The organism is Actinoplanes auranticolor, assembly GCF_018332655.1.
GTDB lineage: Bacteria > Actinomycetota > Actinomycetes > Mycobacteriales > Micromonosporaceae > Actinoplanes > Actinoplanes auranticolor.
In genome coordinates this window covers 63,262-85,692 of sequence record NZ_BOQL01000044.1, presented here as the reverse complement: position 1 = coordinate 85,692, position 22,431 = coordinate 63,262, and the positions used below count along the sequence as shown (strand labels likewise).

Sequence of the window (22,431 nt, the reverse complement as noted above, 5' to 3'; positions counted from 1 at the left end):
GTTCCAGAACCTGGAGCCGGGATCGGTGACCTTTCCATCAGAAGTTCGACCCCGCCGCGAGCCTGCGGCTCACGAGTACGGAGACCAGCGTGGAACGCAGTCCGATATCCCGTCGTACTTTCCTCAGCTTGACGGCCGCCGCCGGTGCCGGTGCCGCCCTGGCCGCCTGCGGCAGTTCGGGACCGGGCACCAGCTCCGGGACCAAGGCCGGTTCGGCCAGCTACTGGTTCCTCACCGGTCAGCCCGGCGAAGGGATCCGGCAGGCTGCTGCTGAGCGGTTCAACAAGGCCAACCCGGACACCCAGATCCAGTTCACCGCGTTCGAGAACGACGCCTACAAGCAGAAGATCAAGACGGCCATCGGCGCCGGCCAGGCGCCCACGCTGATCTGGGGCTGGGGCGGTGGCGGCCTGAAGAGCTACGTGGACGCCGGCCAGGTCGAGGACCTGACCCCCTGGTTCGAGCAGAACGCCGCGATCAAGGACAAGCTGTTCCCGTCCTCGTTCGGCCCGGCCACGGTCAACGGCAAGATCTACGCCATGCCGTGCGAGACCGTCGCGCCGATCATCCTGTTCTACAACAAGAAGGTCTTCAACGACGTCGGCGTGCAGCCGCCGAAGACCTGGGACGACGTCATGGCCCTGGTGCCGAAGTTCAACGAGAAGAAGATCGCGCCCTTCTCGCTGGCCGGCAAGTCCCGCTGGACCAACATGATGTGGCTGGAGTTCATGCTCGACCGCATCGGCGGCTCGCAGGTCTTCCAGAATGTCTTCGACGGCAAGAAGGACGCCTGGTCCGACCCGGCGGTGACGGAGATGCTGACCAAGCTGCTGGACCTGGTGAAGGCCAACGGCTTCAACAAGGGCTTCTCCTCGGTCGACGCCGGCGCCAACGCCGACCAGGCCCTGCTCTACACCGGCAAGGCCGCGATGATGCTGCACGGTGCGTGGACCTACGGCAGCATGAAGAACGACGGCGGCGACTTCGTCTCCAAGGGCAACCTGGGCTGGATCCCGTTCCCGACCTTCGCGGGCGGCAAGGGCGACCCGAGCGACACGGTCGGCAACCCGGGCCAGTACCTCTCGATCTCCAGCAAGGCCACCGCCGAGCAGAAGGACATCGCCAAGAAGTACTTCACCAGCGGCGTGCTCGACGAGGCCGAGACCAAGGCGTGGATCAACGACGGCGGCTCGGTGCCGGTGGTCAAGGGCACGGAGGCCACCCTGGCCGCGTCCCCCGACGCCGAGTTCCTCAAGTTCGTCTACGACACCTCGGTCAACGCCAAGGTCTTCGCCCAGTCCTGGGACCAGGCGCTGAGCCCGACCGCGGCCGAGGCACTGCTGGACAACATCGCCAAGCTGTTCCAGCAGCAGGTCACCCCCGCGCAGTGGGTCGCCAACATGAACGGGGTCATCGGTAAATGACCGCTCTTGCTCCGCCCCCGGTGGCGGTACCTTCCTCCAAGACCGGCGGGCGGAGCAGGTCCGTCTCCTGGATGGTGTGGCCGGCGCTGCTGATGTTCACGGCGTTCGGTGTGGTGCCGCTGCTCGGTGTGCTCATCCTCAGCTTCACCCAGTGGGACGGCATCGGTGCGATCAACCCGGCCGGCCTGGACAACTGGCAGTCGGTGCTCACTGGTCCCGGCCTGCTGCACTCGATCTGGGTGACGTTCCTCGTGATGGCGCTGTCCTGGGCCTTCCAGACGCCGATGAGCTTGCTGCTCGGCGTCTTCCTGGCCGCCCGCAAGCGCTACCGCGGGTTCCTCGCCGTGCTGTACTTCATCCCGTTGCTGCTCAGCTCGGCGGCCATCGCGATCACCTTCAGCGCACTGCTGAACCCGAACTTCGGCCTCGGCACGGGCCTGGGCTTCGAGTGGCTCAACCAGGACTGGCTGGGTCAGGGCAACCTCGCCCTGGGCGTGCTGGTCTTCGTCGTGTCCTGGCAGTTCATCCCGTTCCACTCGCTGATCTACCAGGGCGCCGTGCGGCAGATCCCGACCGCCATGTACGAGGCGGCCGAGATCGACGGCGCCGGCCGGGTGCGCAAGTTCTTCAGCATCACCCTGCCCCAGCTCAAGTACACGATCATCACCTCGTCGACGCTGATGGTGGTGGGATCGCTGACGTTCTTCGATCTGATCTTCGTCCTCACCGCCGGCGGGCCCGGTGACGCCACCAACGTGCTCGCGCTCGAGATGTACAAGACCGGCTTCATGGCCAACCTCATGGGCCCGGCCAGCGTGATCGCGGTCATCTTGGTGCTGTTCGGTCTCGGCTTGGCGCTGCTGCTGCGCAAGCTCGGTGGCGGCGGCGCGTCCGACAGCCAACTGGAAGGTGCCTGATGGCTATCTCGACCCGGCCGGCACCGCCGCGACACGGCGTGTCGGTGACTTCGTCCGGCGGCGGCGGACGGCGCCGTTCCTCGCTGCGATTGAACTGGTTCGGCGGCAGTTTCAGCTGGCTCTGGCTGATCGTGGTGATGCTGCCGATCTACTGGATCGTCATCACCAGCTTCAAGACCCGGGCCAACTACTACGCCCAGAACCCGCTCGTCCCGCCGTCGGCGCCGACACTGGACAACTACCGTCTGGTGATCGAGGCCGAGTTCACGCGGTACTTCGTCAACAGCGTCATCGTGACGGCCGGGGCGGTGCTGCCGGCGACCTTGATCTCGTTCATGGCGGCCTACGGGATCGTCCGCGGCAGTGCGGGCAGCCGCTTCCTGCGCTCGGTCAACGGCCTGTTCCTGATGGGCCTGGCGATCCCGCTGCAGGCGGTGATCATCCCGATCTACCTGATCATCATCCGGCTGCAGATGTACGACACGCTGCTGGCGATCATCCTGCCGTCGATCGCCTTCGCCATCCCGTTGTCGGTGCTGGTGCTGGCCAACTTCATCCGGGACGTGCCCAAGGAGTTGTTCGAGTCGATGCGCCTGGACGGCGCGACCGAATGGGGCACGTTGTGGCGGCTGGCGTTCCCGCTGGTCCGTCCGGCCCTGGTGACCGTGGTGATCTACCAGGGGCTCGGCGTCTGGAACGGCTTCATCCTGCCGCTGATCCTCACCCAGAGCCCCGATCAGCGGACCCTGCCGCTGGGGCTGTGGAGCTTCCAGGGCCAGTACGGCGTCAACGTGCCGGCCGTGCTCGCCTCGGTCGTGCTGACCACGCTGCCGATCCTGATCCTGTACGCGATCGGCCGGCGGCAGCTGCTCAGCGGACTGACCGCGGGCTTCGGGAAGTAGTAGCAACCGGGGATCGTCCGTTCGGTGTTACCGGATTCTTCCCCGCGGTGGCGCAGAGCTGTCCCGCACCACGAGCTCGGTCGCGAGCTCGACCCGGGGAGCCTGAAGGGTCTCGCCGCGCGCCAGTCGCAGGACTGTGTGCGCGGCGAGCCCGCCCATCTCGGCCAGCGGCTGGCGCACGGTGGTCAGCGGCGGTGAGGACCAGCGCGCCTCGGGCAGGTCGTCGAAGCCGGTCACGCTGAGGTCCGCGGGCACCCGCAGGCCGCGGCGGCGGGCGGCTTCGTAGACACCCAGCGCCATCTGGTCACTGGTGGCGAACACGGCGGTCGGCGGCTCGGCGAGATCGAGCAGCCGGCCGCCGGCGGCGTATCCGGACTCGTGCCGGAAGTCGCCCTGCACGACCAGGGCCGGGTCCGTGCCGATCCCCGCGGCGGCCAGGGCGGCCCGGTAGCCGTCGAGCCGGGCGCGGCTGCACGACAGCCCGCGCGGGCCCGCGATCAGCCCGATCCGCCGGTGGCCCAGGGCGAGCAGGTGCTCGGTGGCGCTGAGCCCACCGGCCCAGTTGGTCGCGCCCACCGTGGCCACCTCCGAGGCCGAGCCGCCGGCGGGGTCGACGACGACCACCGGGATGTGCAGGCGGCGCAGCTGGATCTGGACCGGCGCGGCCACCTGGGAGAGCACGAAGACGACCCCGTCGCAGGTGCGGCTGCGCAGGTTGCGCAGCCACTGCCGGGTCGCAGTCTCGTCCTGGTGCACGGCCGAGACCACCGTGCCGGCGCCGGCCGCGTGCGCCACGTCGGCGACACCGCGAATGAGCTCGACAGCCCAGGGGCTGTCGAGCTCGTCGAAGACCACGTCGAGCACCTGCGCGCGGCCCGGCTGGCGCGAGTTGCGCCGCCGGTAGCCGCGGTCGCGCAGCAACTGCTCGACCCGTTCCCGGGTGGCCGCGGAGACGTCCGCGCGGCCGTTGAGCACACGCGAGACGGTCGGCACGGAAACCCCGGCCGCGTCCGCGATGGCGGAGATGGTCACCCGGCGGCCGTCCGCGGTCATCGCGGTCCTCCTCGTTCTCCGAGCCCCGGCAGGCCCGCCCCGGGTGGGGCGGGCCCCGATCCACGCCGGGTCAGCGCCCGGCGAGCGCCAAGGTGTCGCGCAGGGCGGCGTACGCCGGCTTGGGGCTGAGGTTCTCGTCGTACGGGGTGGCGGACCCCTCGCCGTCGAAGACGCCGGGCACCCACGAGTAGCGGTCGGTGAAGCCCCACAGCGTGTACGAGACGCACCGGTCGGCCAGCAGGCACGCCTGCAGCAGGGCGGTGAAGCCCTGCGCCTGGGCCTGGATCTTGATCGGATCGGCCGGCAGCGGCATCCGCACGTCGACCTCGGTGAACGCGGTCTGCAGGCCGAGCTTCTCGAAGCGGCGCAGGTTGGTCAGTGTGTCGGCGGGTACGCCGTACTGCACCGCGAGGTGGCCCTGGACGCCGTACCCGTGCACCGGCACGCCCTGGGCCTTGAGCTGCTTGACCAGCTCGTAGTACGCGTCGCTCTTGGCGTTGACGCCCTCGTTGTTGTAGTCGTTGAGGAACAGCTTGACCTTGGGGTCGGCCTGGTGCGCCCAGCGGAACGCGTCGGCGACGTAGCCGGGTCCGAGGTTGCGCAGCCAGATGCTGTCCCGCCAGGTGCCGTCGTCGTTGAAGATCTCGTTGACCACGTCCCAGTGCCAGATCTTGCCGCGGAAGTGCGTCACCTCGTCGATGATGTGCCGGCGCAGCACCGCGCGCAGCTGCGCCGGGGTGAAGGCCTCCTCGGTGACCCAGGCCGGGTTCTGGTTGTGCCAGACCAGGGTGTGCCCGCGGACCTTCTGCCGGTTGGCCCGGGCGAAGTCGACCAGCCGGTCGGCCGCGGCCCAGTCGTGCACGCCCTGTTGCGGCTCGGTAGCTTCCCACTTCATGACGTTCTCGGCCGTCACCGTGTTGAACTCGCGGGCCACAGCGGCGCGGTAGGCGTCGTCGTCGGCCAGGGCGGCCATGTCGACGGCGGTGCCGATCCGCAGGTCGGCGCGGTCGGCCAGGGCTCGCAGCCCGGTGGGGGCCGGGGGAGCGGGCCGGGCCGGGGACGCGGTGGCGGGATTGCCGGTCAGAGTCAGGGTCGTCAGTAGAACGACGCCGGCGAGCGCGCGAACTCTCATCGTCTGTCCATTCTGTTCCGGCCTCCGGTACCGGCCGAGAGGTTCCGAGAACTTCCGTTATGTGTCCGGAACATATGCCGATCCTGGTCACCGGTCAACAGGTAACAACCTGGGCAGAAAGCGGTGAAGATCAATGAGCTGAGCGCGTGATCTGGGGCGCAGCACCTCCTTGACGCGACTTCGACCGGGTTCTATGTTACGGACGTTCGGCCGCGCGGTTTCCGAAAGTTTCGGAGCACCGAGTCCCGGAATCGATCGTGAGGAAGTCATGTCTCATCGTCCGAAGTGGTGGCGCCGGCTGGCGGTGCCGATGTCCGCCCTGCTGCTGACCGGCGGTCTCGCCGGTCCCGCGCACGCGGGTGGCCCGACCGCCGTGGTGGTCGACACTGCGCGCGGGCACGGCGACGTCGTCAGCTTCACGTTCGACGACGGCCCCAACCCGAGCGACACCCTGCGCCTGCTCGACGTGCTGCGCCGGCAGCACGTGCGGGCCGTGTTCTGCCTGTGGGGCGACCACGTCGCCGAGCATCCCGAGGTGGCCCGCCGGATCGCCGCCGCCGGGCACGTGCTCTGCAACCACTCGATGCACCACGACGACTTCGGTCCCTGGACCACGGAGCAGATCAGGGCGGATCTGGTCGAGACCAGCGCGGCGATCCGCCGCGCGGTCCCGCACGCCCGCATCCCGTACTTCCGGGCGCCCTACGGCAGCTGGGGGCAGAGCCCGCAGGTCGCCGCGGAGCTGGGCATGCAGCCGCTGGGCTGGCGCGTCGACATCGCCGACTGGGAGCCGCCGGGCACCGACGTCCTGGTGCAGCGCCTGCGCGACCGCATCACCCCGGGTGCTGTGGTGCTCATGCACGACGGCGGCGGCGACCGCAGCCAGACCGTCGAGGCCGTCGCCCGCATCATCCCCGAACTGCGCGCCGACGGCTGGCGGTTCACCCTGCCGCGGCGTCGTGGCTGAGCGGGGGGCACCGGTGTCCACCAGACGCGAACTGCTGGCGCTCGCCTCGGGCGCCGCCGTGGCGGCCACGCTGCCCGGCACGCCCGCGCAGGCGGCCGGCCGCGGCGGCGACGGTCCACGCTGGACCGGAACGTGGGCCGCAGCACCCACCACCGTCCCGCCCACCCCGCCGACGGTGCTGGAGAACCAGACCGTGCGCCACGTGGTGCACGTCAGCACCGGCGGCGACCGGCTGCGGATCCGGCTGACCAACGAGTTCGGCGAGCAGCCGCTGGTCGTCGGCGAGGTGCGGGTCGCCCGCCGGGCCGGCACCGGCACCAGCACCGCCAACCGGCCCGGCACCGACCGCCCGGTCACCTTCGGCGGGCGTACGACGGCGACGATCCCGGCGGGCGCGCCGCTGGTCAGTGACCCGGTGCACCTGCGCGTCCCGGCCGGCACCGAGCTGACCGTCAGCGTGTACCTGCCGCGGCGTACCCCGGTCACCACGCTGGCCGCCTTCGCGTACCAGGACAACGTGATCGCCGCCGGTAACGTCACCGCGGCCCGGACCGTCACGCCGACCGCGGTGGTCGGGCAGAACCTCTTCCTCTCGGGAGTCAGCGTCGCCTCCGACGCCGGCGCGATCGTCACCCTGGGTGACTCCATCACCAACGGCGCCAACGCGGCGGCGAACCTCAACCACCGCTGGCCCGACCTGCTCGCCGCCCGGCTGCGGGCCGCGCGCATCGACCGCGGCGTGGTCAACGTCGGGGTCTCCGGCAACCGGCTGCTGCACGACCCGAACCCACCGGCCGGCAGCGACGCGGTGGCGTACGCCGCGTACTTCGCGCAGAGCGCGCTGCGCCGCTTCGACCGCGACGTGGTCGCCCAGCCCGGTGCGGAGTTCCTGATCGTGCTGCTCGGGGTGAACGACCTCGGCCACCCCGGCACCACCGCCCCGGCGTCCGAGGTGGTCTCGGCCGACGACCTCATCGCCGGGCACCGCCAGCTCATCGCCCGGGCCCACCAGGCCGGGCTGCGGGCCTACGGCGCCACCGTGCTGCCGTTCAAGGACGACACCCTCGGCTTCTACTCGGCGGAGAACGAGCGCAAGCGCGCCGCGTTGAACCGTTGGATCCGCACCGGCGGGGACTACGACGCGGTCATCGACTTCGACGCCGCCGTCCGGGACCGTACCGATCCGCTCCGGCTGGCCCCGGCCTACGACAGCGGCGACCACCTGCACCCCAACGACGCCGGGATGGCCGCGCTCGCGGCGGCCGTACCCCTGCGACTCTTCCGGTAGGGAAGGCGTACCCATGAGGATCCTGCTCGCACTCGCGGCTCTGGCCGCGCCCTTCTTCGTCGCCGCGCCGGCAACCGCCGCGGCCGTACCACGTGACGCGCTGGCCACGGGGCAGCGCGACTCGTACGTCTCGGCGCTGCCCGGCCGCGGCCGGTTCCCGCTCGTGGCCGCCGGCCGCGCCGCGCCGCTGGTGGTCAGCGCCGGTGACCACGCCGGTGTGATCCGGGTGGTCGACGACCTGAGCGCCGACATCGCCGCGGTCACCGGGGTGAAGCCGGTCGTCGCCCACGACCGGGTGCCCGGTGGGCGCGACCCGGTGCTGGTCGGCACCATCGGCAAGAGCCCGCTGATCGACCGGCTGGTCGCCGCGGGCAAGCTCGACGTGCGCGGCATCGCCGGCAAGTGGGAGACCACCGTCGAGCAGATCGTGGAGAACCCGCTGCCGGGCGTCCGGCGCGCGTTCGTGATCGCGGGCAGCGACCAGCGCGGCAGCATCTACGGCGCCTACGACCTGTCCAAGCGCATCGGCGTCTCGCCCTGGCGCTTCTTCGACGACGTCCCGGTGCGCCACCAGGACGCGGTGTACCTGCTGCCCGGGCGCCACACCCAGGGCACGCCCGCGGTGAAGTACCGCGGCTTCTTCATCAACGACGAGAACCCGGCCACCGGCACCTGGGCCCCGCGCTACTTCGGGCCCGGCAAGGCGCCCGGCTTCCCGAACGGGCTCAACGCGGCCTACTACGCCAAGGTCTTCGAGACGATGCTGCGGCTGAAGGCCAACTACCTGTGGCCGGCCGTCTGGGGTCGCGCGTTCGCCGAGGACGACCCGCAGAACCACGCCACCGCCTCGTTCTACGGCGTGGTGATGGGCACCTCGCACGAGGCGCCGATGATGCGCGGCATCGAGGAGTGGAACCGGCACGCGGTGAACGGCACGGACCCGTACGGCGGCAACGGCGAGTGGAGCTTCCGGCGCAACGCGGACGCGATCAAGGCGTACTGGCGCGACGGGGCCGAGCGGATGGCCCGCGACAAGATCGAGGGCGTCGTCACCCTCGGCATGCGGGGCAACGGCGACGTCAGCCTGCCCGACGGTGACGGCATCGAGCTGATGAGCTCCATCATCGACACCCAGCGGGAGATCCTGCGGGAGAACGGGCTGATCGGCGCTCCCCAGGTGCAGACCCTCTACAAGGAGGTCCAGCGCTACTGGGACCGCGGCTACCGGCCCCCGGACGACGTCACCGTGGTCTTCTGCGACGACAACTGGGGCAACATGCGCAAGCTGCCGGACGCCTCGCTGCCGGCCCGCAGCGGCGGCTACGGCATGTACTACCACTTCGACTACGTCGGCGGCGGCCGCAACTACAAGTGGGTCGACACGGTCAACCTGACCAACACCTGGGAGCAGCTGGATCTCTCGTACCGCAAGGGGGTCGACCGCCTGTGGATGGTCAACGTCGGTGACCTGAAGAACGAGGAGCAGCCGACGCAGATGTTCCTCGACTACGCCTGGAAGCCCTTCCCGCTGAGCGGGCTGGCGGAGTGGGAGCGGGGCTACGCCGCGCAGAACTTCGGCCCGGCCCTGGCCGGCGAGATCGCCGGTGTGCTCGGCGACTACGGCCATCTGCAGTCGCGCCGCAAGCCCGAGCTGCTCAACCGGCGCATCACGTTCGACCCCGAGACCAAGGTCGTCACGTACGACGACGAGGCGAGCCCGTTCAGCCTCACCGACTACCGCGAGATGGACCGGGTCACCGCCGAGTGGCAGGCGCTGGGGGCCCGGGCCGACCGGATCAAGGCCAGGGTGCCGGCGGCCTGGCAGGACGCCTACTTCCAGCTGGTCTACTACCAGGTCAAGGCGACCGCGAACCTGTACGCGCTGCGGCACGCCGAATTCACCAACATCCGGTACGCCGGGCAGGGCCGCGCCGCCACCAACGCCCTGGCCGACCTGGCCGAGGCCCGGTTCGCCGACGACCAGGCGCTGAACGCGTACTACAACAACGAGCTGGCCGGCGGGAAGTGGAAGGACTGGCAGCTCCAGCCCAAGATCGGTTACGGCAACGTGGCCCGGTACGGCCCCAACGCCCCCTGGCAGCAGCCGGAGAAGGACCATGTGGCGCTGCCCGACGAGATCTACCCGTACCTCAAGCGCATCGAGGTGCCGGCGAAGGCCGAGATGGGGGTCGACCTCGACGGCGCCGACCCGGTGACGCTGCCCGCGTTCAGCCCGTACCAGGCGCAGCCGCAGCAGTTCATCGAGGTCTACAACAAGGGCACGACGCCGTTCACGTACCGGATCCGCCCGTCCGTGCCGTGGGTGCACGTCACGCCGAGCGCCGGCCGGGTCGACCAGCAGGTCCGGGCCACCGTCCGGGTCGACTGGCGGCGCGCGCCCAAGGGCACCACGACCGTGCCGATCACCGTGACCGGGGCCGGCGTCACCACCGTCGTGCAGGCGCCGATCGACAACCCGGTGCTGCGCCCGCGCGGCTTCGTGGAGGCCAACGGCTACGTCGCGATGGAGGCCGACCACTACTCCCGCAAGGTGGGCGACTGGCGGCTGCTGCCGGAGATCGGCAAGACCGGTAACGGCCTGACCCCGCTCGGCGGCACCGGCGCCCGCCTGGAGTACACGACGACCCTGAAGACGACCGGTCCGGTCAAGGTGACCGCCGTGCTGTCGCCGCGCAACAACGTCCTCCCGACCGACGGCCTCAAGTACGCGATCTCGCTGGACGACCAGCCGCCGCAGACGGTGAACATCACCACGGCCACCGGTGCCGACGACACCACCATGAACAAGCAGTGGGAACGCAACACTTCCGACAACGTCAACCGCACCACCACGACGCACACGGTGGCCAAGGCGGGCGTGCACACCCTCAAGTTCTGGATGGTGGATCCGACCGTGATCGTGCAGCGCCTCGAGATCGACACCGGTGGCGTCAAGTACAGCTACCTGGGCCCGCCCGAGAGTAAGCGGGTGAGCCGATGAACCGCCGGTCACTGCTGGGCCTCGGTGGGGCCGCGGCGGTCTCCGTGGCCACGGCCGTCCAGGGTCGCCGGCCCCGGCCGCGGCGGGACTGGCTGCACACCTGGGTGTCGATGCCGCAGCTCACCGAGCCGCACAATTTGCCACCGGCCCCGTTCACCGGCACCGACTCGGTGCTCGTGGACACCACCCTGCGCCAGACCGTGCACACGTCGATCGCCGGGAGCTCCGTACGGCTGCGGTTCTCCAACGCCTTCGGCGGCGCGGTCCTGCCGATCACGGCCGTCTCGATCGCCCGGCCCGCCGGGGGCCGGGCGGGCTCGGCCGCGATCGAGCCGGGCACCCTGCGACCGGTCACCTTCTCCGGGCGGACGCACACGTCCGTCCCGGTGGGCGCCCAGGTCGTCTCCGATCCCATCGATCTCGACGTGCCCGCCCGCAGCGAGCTCACCGTCACGCTCTACCTGGCCACCGGCCAGGCGAGCACCGCGGTGACCTCGCACCCCGGCTCCCGCACCACCTCGCACCTGCTGCGCGGCGACCACCATGACGCCGTGGACCTGCCCGGCGCCACACCCGTGGTGCACTGGTACTTCCTCAGCGGGGTCGAGGTGCTCGCACCCGGGGACAGCACGGCCACCGTCGTGCTCGGCGACTCGCTGACCGACGGGCGGGGTTCCACCACCGACGGCAACGACCGGTGGCCGGACCAGCTCTCGGCCCGGCTGCGCGGCTCCCACGCGGTGCTCAACCAGGCCGCCGGGGGCAACCGGGTGCTGCAGGACGGCCTCGGGCCGAGCGCCCTCGCCCGCCTGGACCGCGACGTGCTCGCGCTGGGCGGGGTCGCCTCGCTGATCGTCTTCGAGGGCGTCAACGACATCGGTACGGCGGGAGCCATGCCCGAGGCGCAACAACTGGTGGGCGACGACCTGCTGGCCGCGTACGACCAGATCGTCACCCGGGCCCACGCCCGCGACATCCGGGTGTACGGGGCCACCATCACGCCGTTCGGCGGCAACGAGGGCTACGACGACCCGGGCGGGTTGCGCGAGCAGACCCGTACCCGGGTCAACGAGTGGATCCGGCGCAGCGGGCGCTTCGACGCTCTGCTCGACTTCGACGCGGTGGCCCGGGACCCGGCCGCCCCGCGCCGGCTCCTGCCCGCCTACGACACCGGTGACCACCTGCACTTCAATCCGGTCGGCTACCGGGCGCTGGCCGAGGCCGTCCCGCTGCGGTGGCTGCGATGAGCAACATGACCAACGTGGCGGTGCTGCTGCCGCCACCGGAGGCGTTGCCGGCCCGGCTGTCCACGTACCGGGAGGTCTTCGCCGGTCCGGTCTTCGACCTGGCCTTCGCCGCGGCCGGCACCTTCGACCTGCTGGCCGGGGCGGACATCCTGGCCATCGCGCCGCCGGTGCGGCGGGGGCCGGACACGATCACCGCCGCGGAGGCCGCCGCCCTGCGCGAGGCGGTGCGGCGCAACTGCCGGATCCTGGCGATCGGCGAGGCGGTCTTCACCGTGGCGGCTGCCGGGCTGCTCGACGGCCGGGCGGTGTCCACCTGCCCGGCCCACGCCGAGGAACTGCGGCGGCGATATCCGCGGGTCCGGCTGGCGCCGGGCGTGCGGTACGTCGACGACGACCCGATCTTCACAGCCGCCGCCGGGGCCCCCGGCGTGGAGCTGTGCCTGCATCTGGTCCGCAAGTACCACGGCGCGGCCACCGCTGCCGGCATCGCCCGTTCGCTGCCGCGGCGCCGCGCGACCTGAAAAATGCTCCGGTCTCTTCCCTCGGGAGTAAGACCGGCTCAAGATGGGAGCGCTCCCAAAGTGTCATCCCCCTCCCCGAACCGGAAGGCATCCACTGTGTCCGACCGACCTGTCCCCCGCAGACCCCGACTCCGCGCCGCCCTGACCCTGCTGGCCGCGAGCATCACCGCGGGCGGCGTCGCCCTGGTGGTGGCGCCCTCGGCCGACGCCGCGACCACCCTCGGCGCCTCGGCCGCCGCCACCGGCCGCTACTTCGGCACCGCCGTCGCGGCCAACAAACTGAGCGACAGCACCTACGTCGGGATCCTCAACCGCGAGTTCAACTCGGTCACCGCCGAGAACGAGATGAAGATCGACGCGACCGAGCCGCAGCAGAACCAGTTCTCCTTCGCCAACGCGGACCGCATCGTCAACCACGCCATCGCCCAGGGCATGAAGGTCCGCGGGCACACCCTGGCCTGGCACTCGCAGCAGCCCGGCTGGATGCAGAGCATGGAGGGCACCGCGCTGCGCTCCGCCATGCTCAACCACGTCACCCGGGTCGCCACGTACTACCGCGGCAAGATCGACTCCTGGGACGTGGTGAACGAGGCGTACGCGGACAGCGGCGGCGGCCGGCGCGACTCCAACCTGCAGCGCACCGGCAACGACTGGATCGAGGCCGCGTTCCGCGCCGCGCGCGCCGCCGACCCGGGCGCCAAGCTCTGCTACAACGACTACAACATCGACAACTGGACCTGGGCCAAGACCCAGGGCGTCTACACCATGGTCCGCGACTTCAAGGCCCGCGGCGTGCCGATCGACTGCGTCGGCCTGCAGTCGCACTTCAACAGCGGGTCGCCGTACCCGAGCAACTACCGCACCACGCTGGAGAGCTTCGCCGCGCTCGGCGTGGACGTGCAGATCACCGAGCTCGACATCGAGGGCTCCGGACAGAGCCAGGCCACCACGTACGCCAACGTCGTCCGCGACTGCCTGGCCGTGGCCCGGTGCAACGGCATCACCGTGTGGGGCATCCGGGACACCGACTCCTGGCGGGCCAGCGGCACCCCGCTGCTGTTCGACGGCAGCGGCAACAAGAAGGCCGCGTACACCGCCACTCTGGACGCGCTCAACGCCGGCGGTACCACCAACCCGACGACGCCCCCGCCGGTCTCCCCGACCGTCTCGCCGACGCCGCCGACCAGCACCACACCGCCGCCGTCCGGGGCGGGCTGCACGGCCAGCTTCACCGTGAACGCGTGGACCGGCGGCTTCACCGCGACGGTCAAGGTCGCCGCGGGCGCCGCCGGGGTCAACGGCTGGGCGGCCACGCTGACCCTGCCGTCGGGTTCCTCGGTCACGAACGCCTGGAACGCGCAGGCGACCGGTAGCACCGGCGCGGTCCGGTTCGCCAACGTGTCGTACAACGGCCGGATCGCGGCCGGCGCCAGCACCGAGTTCGGCTTCCAGGGCACCGGTACCCCGCCCACCGGGACCCCGGCCTGCGCCGCGTCCTGATCGATCGCGACGTCCGGCGCGGCGTGGACCACCCTTCCGCGCCGCGCCGGACCCATCCCCGGAGCGAGCATCCATGAGACGACTGACCCGGGCCCTGCTGGCCCTCACCGCCGCGGTGAGCGCCGCCGGCGCGTCCGTCCTGCTGCCGGCCGCACCCGCGGCCGCCGCGACCCTGCAGGAGGTCACCGGCTTCGGCGCCAACCCGACCAACCTGCGCATGCACCTGTACGTCCCGGACCGGCTCCCGCCGAACCCGGCGCTGCTCGTGGCCGTGCACTACTGCACCGGCTCCGGACCGGCGTTCCACTCCGGCACCTCGTTCGCCGCACTGGCCGACCGGCACGGCTACATCGTGATCTACCCGTCGGCGACCCGCTCCGGTAACTGCTTCGACGTCTCGTCACCGGGCGCGCTGCGTCACGACGGCAACAGCGACCCGGCCGGCATCGTCTCGATGGTCCGCTACGTCCAGCAGCGGTACAGCACCGACCCGGCCCGTACGGTCGTCACCGGTGCCTCCTCCGGCGCCATGATGACCAACGTGCTGCTCGGCACCTACCCGGACGTGTTCCGCGCCGGTGCGGCGTTCGCGGGTGTGCCGTTCGGCTGCTTCGCCACCACCGACGGCTCGAGCTGGAACAGCGCCTGTGCCAACGGCCAGGTCACCCGGACCCCGCAGGCGTGGGGGGACCTGGTGCGTGGCGCGTACCCCGGATACACCGGGCCGCGGCCACGGATGCAGATCTGGCACGGGGTCAACGACGACACGTTGCGCTACCCGAACTTCGCCGAACAGATCAAGCAGTGGACCAACGTGCACGGCGTCTCGCAGACCCCGGTGCTGACGGACTCGCCGCAGGCCAACTGGACCCGTACCCGGTACGGCTCGGCCTCCGCGCAGCCGCCGGTCGAGGCGATCAGCGTGGCCAACACCGGGCACAACCTGCCGCAGGCCGGGATGGCGGAGCGGGCCGTGACGTTCCTCGGGCTGGACAGCACCACGGTCCCGCCCTCCAGCAGCCCGCCGACGAGCGTCCCCCCGACCAGTACGCCGCCGACCAGCACGCCTCCCGAGCCGGGTAGTGGCTGCCGGGTGGGTTACGTGGTCAACGCCTGGAACAGCGGACTGACCGCCTCCATCACGATCACCAACTCCGGACCGGCCGTAACCGGCTGGACGCTCGGTTTCACCCTGCCGGCGGGCCAGAGCGTCACCTCCGGCTGGAACGCCACCTGGACGGGCTCCAGCGGAGCGATCACCGCCCGCAACGTCTCCTACAACGGCACCCTGGCGACCGGCGCCTCGACCGGCATCGGGCTGCAGGCCACCCACACCGGCGACAGCAGCCGGCCGGCGGCCTTCACGCTCAACGGCGTCGCCTGCACGGTCGCCTGACAAAGACCGCCTGCTGCCCCGGAAGGGTGAGCCGGGGCAGCAGGTGCACCTCTGCTGTTCGTGCAGCCGGCCTAAGCGCCGGTGCGGGTCGCGATCGCCTGCAGGAAGATCTCGTTGATCTTCGCCGGGTCCTCCGCGATGAAGACGCCGCTGGACGGGCCGCTGGCGTCCGAGATCGCCTTGAGCTCGGCCCGGTCGACCTCGGGCCCGATACCGATGATCACCATGCGCACGGGCTTGTTCGGGTCCCGCGCCCTCTTCAGGTCGGCGACCAGCTTGTCGCGGGTCAGGCCGTCGGGATTCTCGTTCACCCCGTCGGTGAACAGGATGACCGAGTTGACCCGGCCCTGCTGCCACCCCTTCTGCACGTTCTTGTACGCCGCCAGCGCGGTGTCGTACAGCCCGGTGTCGCCGGTCTTCTTCGGCTTCAGGTCGTTGAGGGCGTCGTTGAGCTTGTTGCGGGCGGTGGACAGCGGGCTGATCGGCACCTTGGGCTGCCACGCCTGCTTGCCCACCAGTTCCGTGGAGAAGAACCACGTACCGACGGCCCACCGGTCGTCGAACAGCTGCAGGCCCTGCGCCGCGGCCCGCTTGGTGACCTCGGCGCGGGTCAGGCCGCCCGCCGTGGGCACCTCGGTCAGCATCGAACCCGAGATGTCGAAGACGGCCAGCACCCGGCCCGGCTGCGTGATCGCGGCCCAGCTGCCCAGCACCTGGCTGATGGCCGTGGAGGCCTGGGCCGAGGCGGCGGCACCCTGGCTGCTGCCGGCGCCGGGGGCGATGACCGGAGTGGCCACCGGGGGTGCGCCGGTGGGAGCGACGAAGCCCGCGCCCGCCTTGCCGTCGGGACCCCGCAGGCCGGCTGCCGCCAGCGCGTCCCGGAAGGTCGTGCCGCGCAGCTCCTCGTGCAGTGCCGCGGCGGCGGACGCCTTCTGCGGGTCGACCTCCGGCATGACCGCGAACGGGTAGTTCAGCGCGGTCGGCGCCGGATCGAGGTAGAGCGCGGCCAGCTGGATGGGCGGCTTGCCCGCGTTGAACGACACCACGTCCTCCTCGGACAGCGGTGCGGCGCTCAGCCCGGTGGTGACCTCGGCGGCCGTACGCGGGAACTTCTCCAGCAGGTCCTGGCGGATGCTCGAGGTGTTCGCGGCCAGCTTGCGCAGCGCGGCCACCCGGCGTTGCGCACCCGAGATGTCGTTGCCGGCGGCCGCGCCCAGGGCGAGCAGCCCGGTCAGCCCGGCCGCGTCGCGGGTCGGGTCGACGATGCCCGGCAGCAGGGTCTTGCCGGTGGTCAGCTGGCCGAGCAGCTCCTGCCACTTGAGCTTGCGCTCCGGCCAGCCGAGCTTCTGGGCCATCGGGGCCGGCATGGCCAGCACCACGGGGCTCTCGGCCACCGGGATGTTGTCGGTCGGCACGAAGCCGGGGGCCTCGCCGCCGACCCGCAGCAGCCAGCTCGAGGAGTCCGGGACCCACACGTCCGGCACGACGGGCCTGCCCGCCGCCGGCTTCAGGCCGGGAAGCGCGACGCCGTGCTTGGCCGCGATGGTGGCGGCCGCGGTCGCGGGATCGGTGGCGGCGACGGCGACCTTGATGCAGACGCCGCCGACCTGGGCCTTCTCGCCCTGCATCCACTTGTCCGCGGTGGTCTGGATCGCGCCGGCGATCTCGGCGGCGGCGGCGACCGCGAGCTTCACCTCCCCGGCACAGTCTCCGGCGGAGAGGCGCTGGTAACCCAGCCAGGATCCGGCACCGATGACGACGAGCGAGGCCGTGGCCGCGCTGACGACGATGCCGGTGAGACTGAAGGTTCTTCGATGGCGTCCGGGCACGCGGTCCATGCTCCGCAAGCAAAGATCGGAATGCCATGGACGTTCGGACGGAATTCTCACATCAACTGCAAAATGCGGCTCACATCGACCCCAGCCAACTGCTTTCCGTGTACGGGGTGATGACACGCAGTGAGCTTCGGCGTTTCTGTCGCACCGGTGCGGTATCAAGACACCGTCTCCCGCACACAGGAAGCGAGCACCGCATGTCGAGCACGGGACCGTCCGCCGGCCTGACCACAGCCGACCACGAGGTGGCCCCGGTGGTCGACGCGGCCTGGGCCGCCGCGTTCGGCACCCGGGAGGAATACCGGGCCGCGATCGAGCGGATGCGCGCGGCAGCCACCGCCTACTACGCCGGCGGCGACCTCGTCATCGACGACGCCACCTACGACGCGCTGCTGGCCCGCACCGCGGCGACCGAGCAGGCCCGGCCGGACTGGGCCGAGAGCGACTCGCCGACCGTGACGGTGGGCGCGGGCGTGGCGGCCGGTGACGTCGAGCACAGCACCCCGATGCTCAGCCTCGATAACGTGTTCGACGCCGACGAGCTGCGCGCCTGGGCGGCCCGGCTGGAAAGGATCCTGGGCCGGCCCGCCCTCGGCTACACGGTCGAGCCCAAGATCGACGGCATGGCCATCGCCGCCCGCTACGTCGACGGCCGGCTGCGCCAGGTCGCCACCCGCGGCGACGGCCGGGCCGGCGAGGACGTCACCACCCAGGCCCGGCTCGTGGCCGGACTGCCCGCCGAGCTGCGCCGGCCGGTGACGGTCGAGGTCCGCGGCGAGGTGTTCATGACCGACGCCGACTTCGCCCGGGCCAACGAGCTGCGGACCGCCCACGGCGGGCAGGCGTTCGCAAATCCGCGCAGTGCGGCCGCCGGCACCCTGCGCGCCCAGGACCGGGCCTACGACGCGCCGCTGTCGTTCCTGGCGTACGCGGTGCACGACCTGCCCGGCGGCGAGGGCCTGACGCACAGCGCCGCGATGGCCGCCATCGCCGACCTCGGCGTGGCCACCACGGCGGGTTCGCCCGCCGGCATGCCCCGCTGCGCCACCATCGACGAGCTGTCCGAGGCCATCGCCGCGATGGGCGCGGCCCGCGGCACGCTCGGCTTCGACATCGACGGCGCCGTGGTCAAGGCCGACGACCCCGGCGACCGCGACCTGGCCGGCTCGTCGAGCCGCGCCCCCCGCTGGGCGATCGCGCACAAGTTCCCGGCCGACACCCGCACCAGCAAGCTGGCCGCGATCGAGGTGCAGGTCGGCCGGACCGGCGTGATCACCCCGGTCGCCGTCCTGGAGCCGGTCCAGGTCGGCGGTGTCGTGGTCACCTCGGCGACCCTGCACAACTTCGGTGACCTGGTCCGCCGGGACGTCCGCGTCGGCGACACCGTGTTCGTGCGCCGGGCGGGCGAGGTGATCCCCGAGATCACCGGGGCCAAGCTCGACGAACGCCCGGCGGACGCGCAGCCGTTCACCCCGCCGGAGGTCTGCCCCCGCTGCGGCGGCGAGATCGACCGCACCCAGAAGCGCTGGCGCTGCACCCAGGGCCGGGCCTGCGGCGCGGGGGAGTCCCTGTCGTACTTCGCCGCCCGCGACTCGATGGACATCGAAGGACTGGGCGACAAGGTCATCGCGGGCGTGGTGGCGGCGGGCCTGGTGACCGACCCCGCCGACCTGTACGACCTGACCCCGGAGGCCCTGTCGGAACTGGACCGCCTCGGCCGCACGTCGGCGACCAAGCTGGTGGCGGCGATCCAGGCGTCCAAGGCCCAGCCGCTGTCCCGCGTGCTGACCGGCCTCGGTGTCCGCATGACGGGCCGCTCGATGTCCCGTCGCCTGGCGCGCCACTTCGGCACCATGGAGGCCCTGCGCGCGGCCACGGTCGAGCAGTTGCAGGAGGTGGAGGCGGTCGGCCCGGAACGCGCGGCCACGATCGCGGCGGAGCTGGTCGAGCTGGGCCCGGTCATCGACAAACTCACGGCCCGCGGCGTGACGATGACCGAGCCGGGCGTCCCGGGCCGCGAGGCGGCCCAGGCCGACGCCGCCCTCCCGGTCCCGCTGCCGCTGCGCAAGCCGGACGGCAAGCCGATGACCGTGGTGGTCACCGGCTCGGTCCCCGGCCTGAGCCGCAACGAGGGCAACGAAGCGGTGGAACACCTGGGCGGAAAGTCCTCCGGCTCGGTCTCGGCCCGGACCGACCTGGTCGTGGTGGGGGCGGGCGCCGGCTCGAAGGCGGCCAAGGCGGAGGAGCTGGGGGTTCCGATCATGCCGGCGGAACGCTTCGCGGAGCTGCTGGCCGCTCACAACGGGGGTGAGGAGCCGGTCCTCCAGACCTACCTCGACTGACCGCGCCGCCCGGGGCGCCGGCCGTGGGTTTTCTGCGCCGGGCGCGGTGGCCCTGGGCCTGCACACCGCGGTGGCCACCGCCGGCGCGCAGCCGTCAGTGCTCTCGCGCCGGCTACGTCCGCGGTCACCGCCCGGCGCAGTCCGGGTGTGGCCGGCAGGGTCTGTGCTGGGCGCCGGGCCGGGTGCGTCCGTGCGCTTTGTGCCCGGCGGCGGGCCGCGGTGTGGTCCGCGCGGTTGTCGCCGGGCGGCGGGCCGGATGTGACCGGCACGGTCTGTGCCCGGCGGCGGGCCGGGCTGGCCCCGCGCGGTCAGGCGCCGAGCGGGACCCGCCAGGTGACCACCGTGCCGCCCTCGTCGGCCGGGGTCACCGTGCAGGTGCCGCCCAGGTCGCCGGCGCGTTCGCCCATGTTGACCAGGCCGCCGCGGGCCAGGGCCGGGTCGGCGCCGACGCCGTTGTCCTCGATCTGGATGATCACCTCGCCGTCGGCCGCGCGTACCGAGACCCGGGCCGTGCTGGCCTGGGCGTGCCGGGCCACGTTCGACAGGGCCTCGCGCAGCACGGCGAGCAGTTCGGGCACCACGTCGTCGGGCACCGCGCTGTCCACCGGTCCCGACACGTCCAGCGTCGGCCGGAAGCCCAGCGACGCGGTGGCGGCCTCGACCGCGTCGCGCAGTTCCGCGCGCAGCGAGCTGCCCACCGGGGCGCGCAGTTCGAAGATCGACCGGCGGATGTCGCGGATCGTGGCGTCCAGGTCGTCGACGGCCGCGTTGATCCGCTTGGCCGCCTCCGGGCGCAGCGCGTGCGGGGCGACGCCCTGCAGCTGCATGCCGGTGGCGAACAGCCGCTGGATGACGACGTCGTGCAGGTCGCGGGCGATGCGCTCGCGGTCCTCCAGCACCACCAGCAGCTCGCGTTCCTCCTGCGCCCGGGCCCGTTCCAGGGCCAGCGCGGCCTGGCCCGCGAAGCTGGCCAGCAGCGCGGCGTCGTCCTCGCCGCCGCCTTCGGCCCCGGCGACGATCAGCACACCCTGCGGCATGTCGGCGCCGGCCAGCGGCGCGGCCAGCACCGCTCCCGGCGGTACGGGCGCCGGCCAGTCCGCGACGCCGCCCAGCTCGGCCCCGTCGGCGCGCAGCGCGGCCACGTCCACCGACAGCACCTTGCCGACCATCTCGTCCGCGCCGTCGGCGACCTCGATGGTGTAGCGCGACTCGTCGTCGCCGCCCAGCAGCACCAGCACCAGCCCGGCCCCGGTGATCTCCCGGGCCCGGCGGGCGATGAGCCGCAGCGCCTCGGTACGGCGGACCGTGCCGAGCAGCACGCCGGTGATCTCGGCGGCGGCCGACAGCCAGCGCTCACGCCGCTGGGCCAGGGTGAACAGCCGGGCGTTGTCGATGGCGACCCCGGCCGCGGCGGCCAGCGCGACCATGATCTCCTCGTCGTCGTCGGTGAACTCGTCGGCACCCTGCTTCTCGGCGAGATACAGGTTGCCGAAGATCTGGCCACGGGTGCGCACGGGGACGCCGAGGAAGCTGTGCATCGGCGGGTGGTTCGGCGGGAAGCCGTACGAGCGGGGGTGCTTGGTGATGTCCGGCAGGCGTACCGGCTGGGGGTCGGTGATCAGCAGGCCGAGGACGCCCCGGCCGTGCGGGAGGTCACCGATCTTGGCGTGTGCCTCGGGGTCGATGCCGTGCGTGATGAAGTCGGAGAGCTGCCGGTCGGTGCCGATGACGCCCAGGGCGCCGTAGCGGGCGCCGGCCAGGGCGCAGGCCGACTGGACGATGCGCTGCAGGGTGCTGCGCAGATCCAGGTCGGTGCCGATCCCGACGACCGCGTCCAGCAGGGCGCGCAGCCGTTCCCGGCTGGTGACCACCTCGGCGACCCGGACCAGCATCTCCTGGAGCAGCTCGTCGAGGCGGACCCGGGACAGCGGGCTCAGCCCCAGCGACGGCTGCTCGTTACCTCTGGGCGCGACCATTCGCTGATGCTACCGAGGCGACCGCCGCCCGCGGTGCGACCAGGACCGGGCAACCGGCGTGGTGCAGCAGGTGCAGGCCGGTCGATCCGATCAGGGTGTTGACCACCGCGCTGTGGCTCGGGCGTCCGACCACCAGCAGGCGGGCGGTGTGCGACACCGCGACCAGGACGGCGCCCGCGTCGTCCGGTGACACCACCGCTTCGGCGTCCACCTGCGGGTAGGCCGCCCGCCAGGGGGCCAGCTGCTGGTGCAGGCGCTCGCGGGCGGCGCCGTTGAGGGTGGCGACGCCGTCGTCGGGCGCCGGGATGTCACCCACCCACAGCGGGGTCGGCGGGGCGTAGGTGCGCAGCACGGCGAGCGGGCAGGCGTGCCGGGCCGCGGCGGCGAAGGCCGCGTCCAGGACCGTCTCGTCAGTGGCCGAGCCGCAGACGCCGGCCACGATCGGCCCGCGGGCCGCGTCAGCCCGGCCCCGGACGACCGCCACGGGCACCCGCGCGTGCGTGGCGACCTGCTGCCCGACCGAGCCGAGCAGCAGGCTGGTGAAGCCGCCGCGTCCCCGGTGCCCGAGCACCACGAGGTCCACGTCGAGGCCGAGCAGCATCTGCGCCGGTTCGCCACCCAGCACCTCGGCACCGACGACGACATCGGCCGCGGCTGACTGAGCCTGCCGGACGGCGGCGTCGAGCACAGCGCCGGCCAGCAACTGCTCGGCGGCGTCCTCGGTGCGGCCGCACGCGTACACGATGCGCAGCGGCACGCCCCGGCGCGATGCCTCCGCCGCGGCCCACCGCACGGCGGCCTCGCTCGTCGAGGTGCCGTCGGTGCCGACGGCGATCGTCGATGTCGTCATGGCGGGTCTCCCTTCACCCGCCCTGATCGTGCGCGCGGTGGGCACCGGGCCGGCAGGGCGTGAGGTCCCGGCCGGCCCGG

The 22,431-nt window shown here is 72.0% G+C and carries 16 protein-coding genes; 11 read left to right on the top strand and 5 right to left on the bottom strand.

All coding sequences use genetic code 11. The annotated features are described in order from the left end of the window. Positions 1-128 precede the first annotated feature (128 nt). Genes Aau02nite_RS27665 through Aau02nite_RS27655 form a run of 3 tightly spaced genes read left to right on the top strand, consistent with a single transcriptional unit; the run spans position 129 to position 3,243 of the window. Positions 129-1,424: an extracellular solute-binding protein gene (locus Aau02nite_RS27665; RefSeq protein WP_246595482.1), complete on the top strand. Its 1,296-nt coding sequence runs from the start codon at positions 129-131 to the stop codon at positions 1,422-1,424. Beyond that, positions 1,421-2,341, top strand: a complete 921-nt coding sequence (locus tag Aau02nite_RS27660; protein ID WP_212991511.1) for a carbohydrate ABC transporter permease — start codon at positions 1,421-1,423, stop codon at positions 2,339-2,341. The genes Aau02nite_RS27665 and Aau02nite_RS27660 overlap by 4 nt, the downstream gene beginning before the upstream one ends. Then, the gene (locus tag Aau02nite_RS27655) at positions 2,341-3,243 is read left to right on the top strand and encodes a carbohydrate ABC transporter permease (RefSeq protein ID WP_212991510.1); all 903 of its coding nucleotides are present in this window, start codon (positions 2,341-2,343) and stop codon (positions 3,241-3,243) included. The genes Aau02nite_RS27660 and Aau02nite_RS27655 overlap by 1 nt, the downstream gene beginning before the upstream one ends. 27 nt (positions 3,244-3,270) lie before the next feature. On the opposite strand, the gene Aau02nite_RS27650 is transcribed toward Aau02nite_RS27655, so the two are convergent. Then, positions 3,271-4,296 carry a LacI family DNA-binding transcriptional regulator gene (locus Aau02nite_RS27650; protein ID WP_212991509.1) on the bottom strand — a complete coding sequence of 342 codons (1,026 nt, stop codon included), beginning with the start codon at positions 4,294-4,296 and terminating at the stop codon, positions 3,271-3,273. 70 nt (positions 4,297-4,366) lie between these two features. Continuing rightward, a complete protein-coding gene (locus Aau02nite_RS27645; RefSeq protein ID WP_212991508.1) occupies positions 4,367-5,428 on the bottom strand; it encodes an endo-1,4-beta-xylanase in 1,062 nt (353 codons plus the stop codon). 268 nt (positions 5,429-5,696) lie between these two features. Here Aau02nite_RS27645 and Aau02nite_RS27640 point away from each other — a divergent pair, with 268 nt between their 5' ends. The 7 genes from Aau02nite_RS27640 (at position 5,697) to Aau02nite_RS27610 (ending at position 15,348) form a co-directional block, all read left to right on the top strand. Then, entirely contained in the window at positions 5,697-6,395 is a 699-nt protein-coding gene (locus Aau02nite_RS27640; RefSeq protein ID WP_246595481.1) for a polysaccharide deacetylase family protein, read from the top strand. Between the two features lie 13 nt (positions 6,396-6,408). Then, positions 6,409-7,683: a GDSL-type esterase/lipase family protein gene (locus tag Aau02nite_RS27635; RefSeq protein WP_212991507.1), complete on the top strand. Its 1,275-nt coding sequence runs from the start codon at positions 6,409-6,411 to the stop codon at positions 7,681-7,683. A 13-nt stretch (positions 7,684-7,696) separates the two neighbouring features. Then, positions 7,697-10,684 carry a glycosyl hydrolase 115 family protein gene (locus Aau02nite_RS27630; RefSeq protein ID WP_212991506.1) on the top strand — a complete coding sequence of 996 codons (2,988 nt, stop codon included), beginning with the start codon at positions 7,697-7,699 and terminating at the stop codon, positions 10,682-10,684. Continuing rightward, positions 10,681-11,931: an SGNH/GDSL hydrolase family protein gene (locus Aau02nite_RS27625; RefSeq protein ID WP_212991505.1), complete on the top strand. Its 1,251-nt coding sequence runs from the start codon at positions 10,681-10,683 to the stop codon at positions 11,929-11,931. The genes Aau02nite_RS27630 and Aau02nite_RS27625 overlap by 4 nt, the downstream gene beginning before the upstream one ends. Next, a complete protein-coding gene (locus tag Aau02nite_RS27620) occupies positions 11,928-12,452 on the top strand; it encodes a helix-turn-helix domain-containing protein (protein WP_212991504.1) in 525 nt (174 codons plus the stop codon). Before Aau02nite_RS27625 ends, Aau02nite_RS27620 begins: the two co-directional genes overlap by 4 nt. Before the next feature lie 3 nt (positions 12,453-12,455). Continuing rightward, entirely contained in the window at positions 12,456-13,952 is a 1,497-nt protein-coding gene (locus Aau02nite_RS27615) for an endo-1,4-beta-xylanase (RefSeq protein ID WP_212991503.1), read from the top strand. Positions 13,953-14,025: 73 nt separating this feature from the next. Next, positions 14,026-15,348: an extracellular catalytic domain type 1 short-chain-length polyhydroxyalkanoate depolymerase gene (locus Aau02nite_RS27610; protein ID WP_212991502.1), complete on the top strand. Its 1,323-nt coding sequence runs from the start codon at positions 14,026-14,028 to the stop codon at positions 15,346-15,348. Between the two features lie 71 nt (positions 15,349-15,419). On the opposite strand, the gene Aau02nite_RS27605 is transcribed toward Aau02nite_RS27610, so the two are convergent. Continuing rightward, positions 15,420-17,177, bottom strand: a complete 1,758-nt coding sequence (locus Aau02nite_RS27605; RefSeq protein WP_246595480.1) for a VWA domain-containing protein — start codon at positions 17,175-17,177, stop codon at positions 15,420-15,422. A 203-nt stretch (positions 17,178-17,380) separates the two neighbouring features. Between Aau02nite_RS27605 and ligA the strand changes: the two genes are divergently transcribed. Beyond that, entirely contained in the window at positions 17,381-19,525 is a 2,145-nt protein-coding gene (gene ligA, locus Aau02nite_RS27600) for an NAD-dependent DNA ligase LigA (protein ID WP_212991500.1), read from the top strand. A gap of 308 nt (positions 19,526-19,833) precedes the next feature. On the opposite strand, the gene Aau02nite_RS27595 is transcribed toward ligA, so the two are convergent. Together Aau02nite_RS27595 and Aau02nite_RS27590 are read right to left on the bottom strand one after the other, a co-directional pair. After that, positions 19,834-21,501 (bottom strand): GAF domain-containing sensor histidine kinase, encoded by a 1,668-nt coding sequence (locus tag Aau02nite_RS27595; protein WP_212991499.1) that lies wholly within the window; start codon positions 21,499-21,501, stop codon positions 19,834-19,836. After that, positions 21,482-22,351: a universal stress protein gene (locus tag Aau02nite_RS27590; protein ID WP_212991498.1), complete on the bottom strand. Its 870-nt coding sequence runs from the start codon at positions 22,349-22,351 to the stop codon at positions 21,482-21,484. The genes Aau02nite_RS27595 and Aau02nite_RS27590 overlap by 20 nt, the downstream gene beginning before the upstream one ends. Between the last annotated feature and the right edge of the window lie 80 nt (positions 22,352-22,431).

Coding starts and splice junctions, on each gene's coding strand:
- Aau02nite_RS27660 (WP_212991511.1), top strand. CDS start 1,421: ATGACCGCTCTTGCTCCGCCCCCGGTGGCGGTACCTTCCTCCAAGACC.
- Aau02nite_RS27655 (WP_212991510.1), top strand. CDS start 2,341: ATGGCTATCTCGACCCGGCCGGCACCGCCGCGACACGGCGTGTCGGTG.
- Aau02nite_RS27650 (WP_212991509.1), bottom strand. CDS start 4,296: ATGACCGCGGACGGCCGCCGGGTGACCATCTCCGCCATCGCGGACGCG.
- Aau02nite_RS27645 (WP_212991508.1), bottom strand. CDS start 5,428: ATGAGAGTTCGCGCGCTCGCCGGCGTCGTTCTACTGACGACCCTGACT.
- Aau02nite_RS27640 (WP_246595481.1), top strand. CDS start 5,697: ATGTCTCATCGTCCGAAGTGGTGGCGCCGGCTGGCGGTGCCGATGTCC.
- Aau02nite_RS27630 (WP_212991506.1), top strand. CDS start 7,697: ATGAGGATCCTGCTCGCACTCGCGGCTCTGGCCGCGCCCTTCTTCGTC.
- Aau02nite_RS27625 (WP_212991505.1), top strand. CDS start 10,681: ATGAACCGCCGGTCACTGCTGGGCCTCGGTGGGGCCGCGGCGGTCTCC.
- Aau02nite_RS27620 (WP_212991504.1), top strand. CDS start 11,928: ATGAGCAACATGACCAACGTGGCGGTGCTGCTGCCGCCACCGGAGGCG.
- Aau02nite_RS27615 (WP_212991503.1), top strand. CDS start 12,456: ATGCTCCGGTCTCTTCCCTCGGGAGTAAGACCGGCTCAAGATGGGAGC.
- Aau02nite_RS27610 (WP_212991502.1), top strand. CDS start 14,026: ATGAGACGACTGACCCGGGCCCTGCTGGCCCTCACCGCCGCGGTGAGC.
- ligA (WP_212991500.1), top strand. CDS start 17,381: ATGTCGAGCACGGGACCGTCCGCCGGCCTGACCACAGCCGACCACGAG.
- Aau02nite_RS27595 (WP_212991499.1), bottom strand. CDS start 21,501: ATGGTCGCGCCCAGAGGTAACGAGCAGCCGTCGCTGGGGCTGAGCCCG.
- Aau02nite_RS27590 (WP_212991498.1), bottom strand. CDS start 22,351: ATGACGACATCGACGATCGCCGTCGGCACCGACGGCACCTCGACGAGC.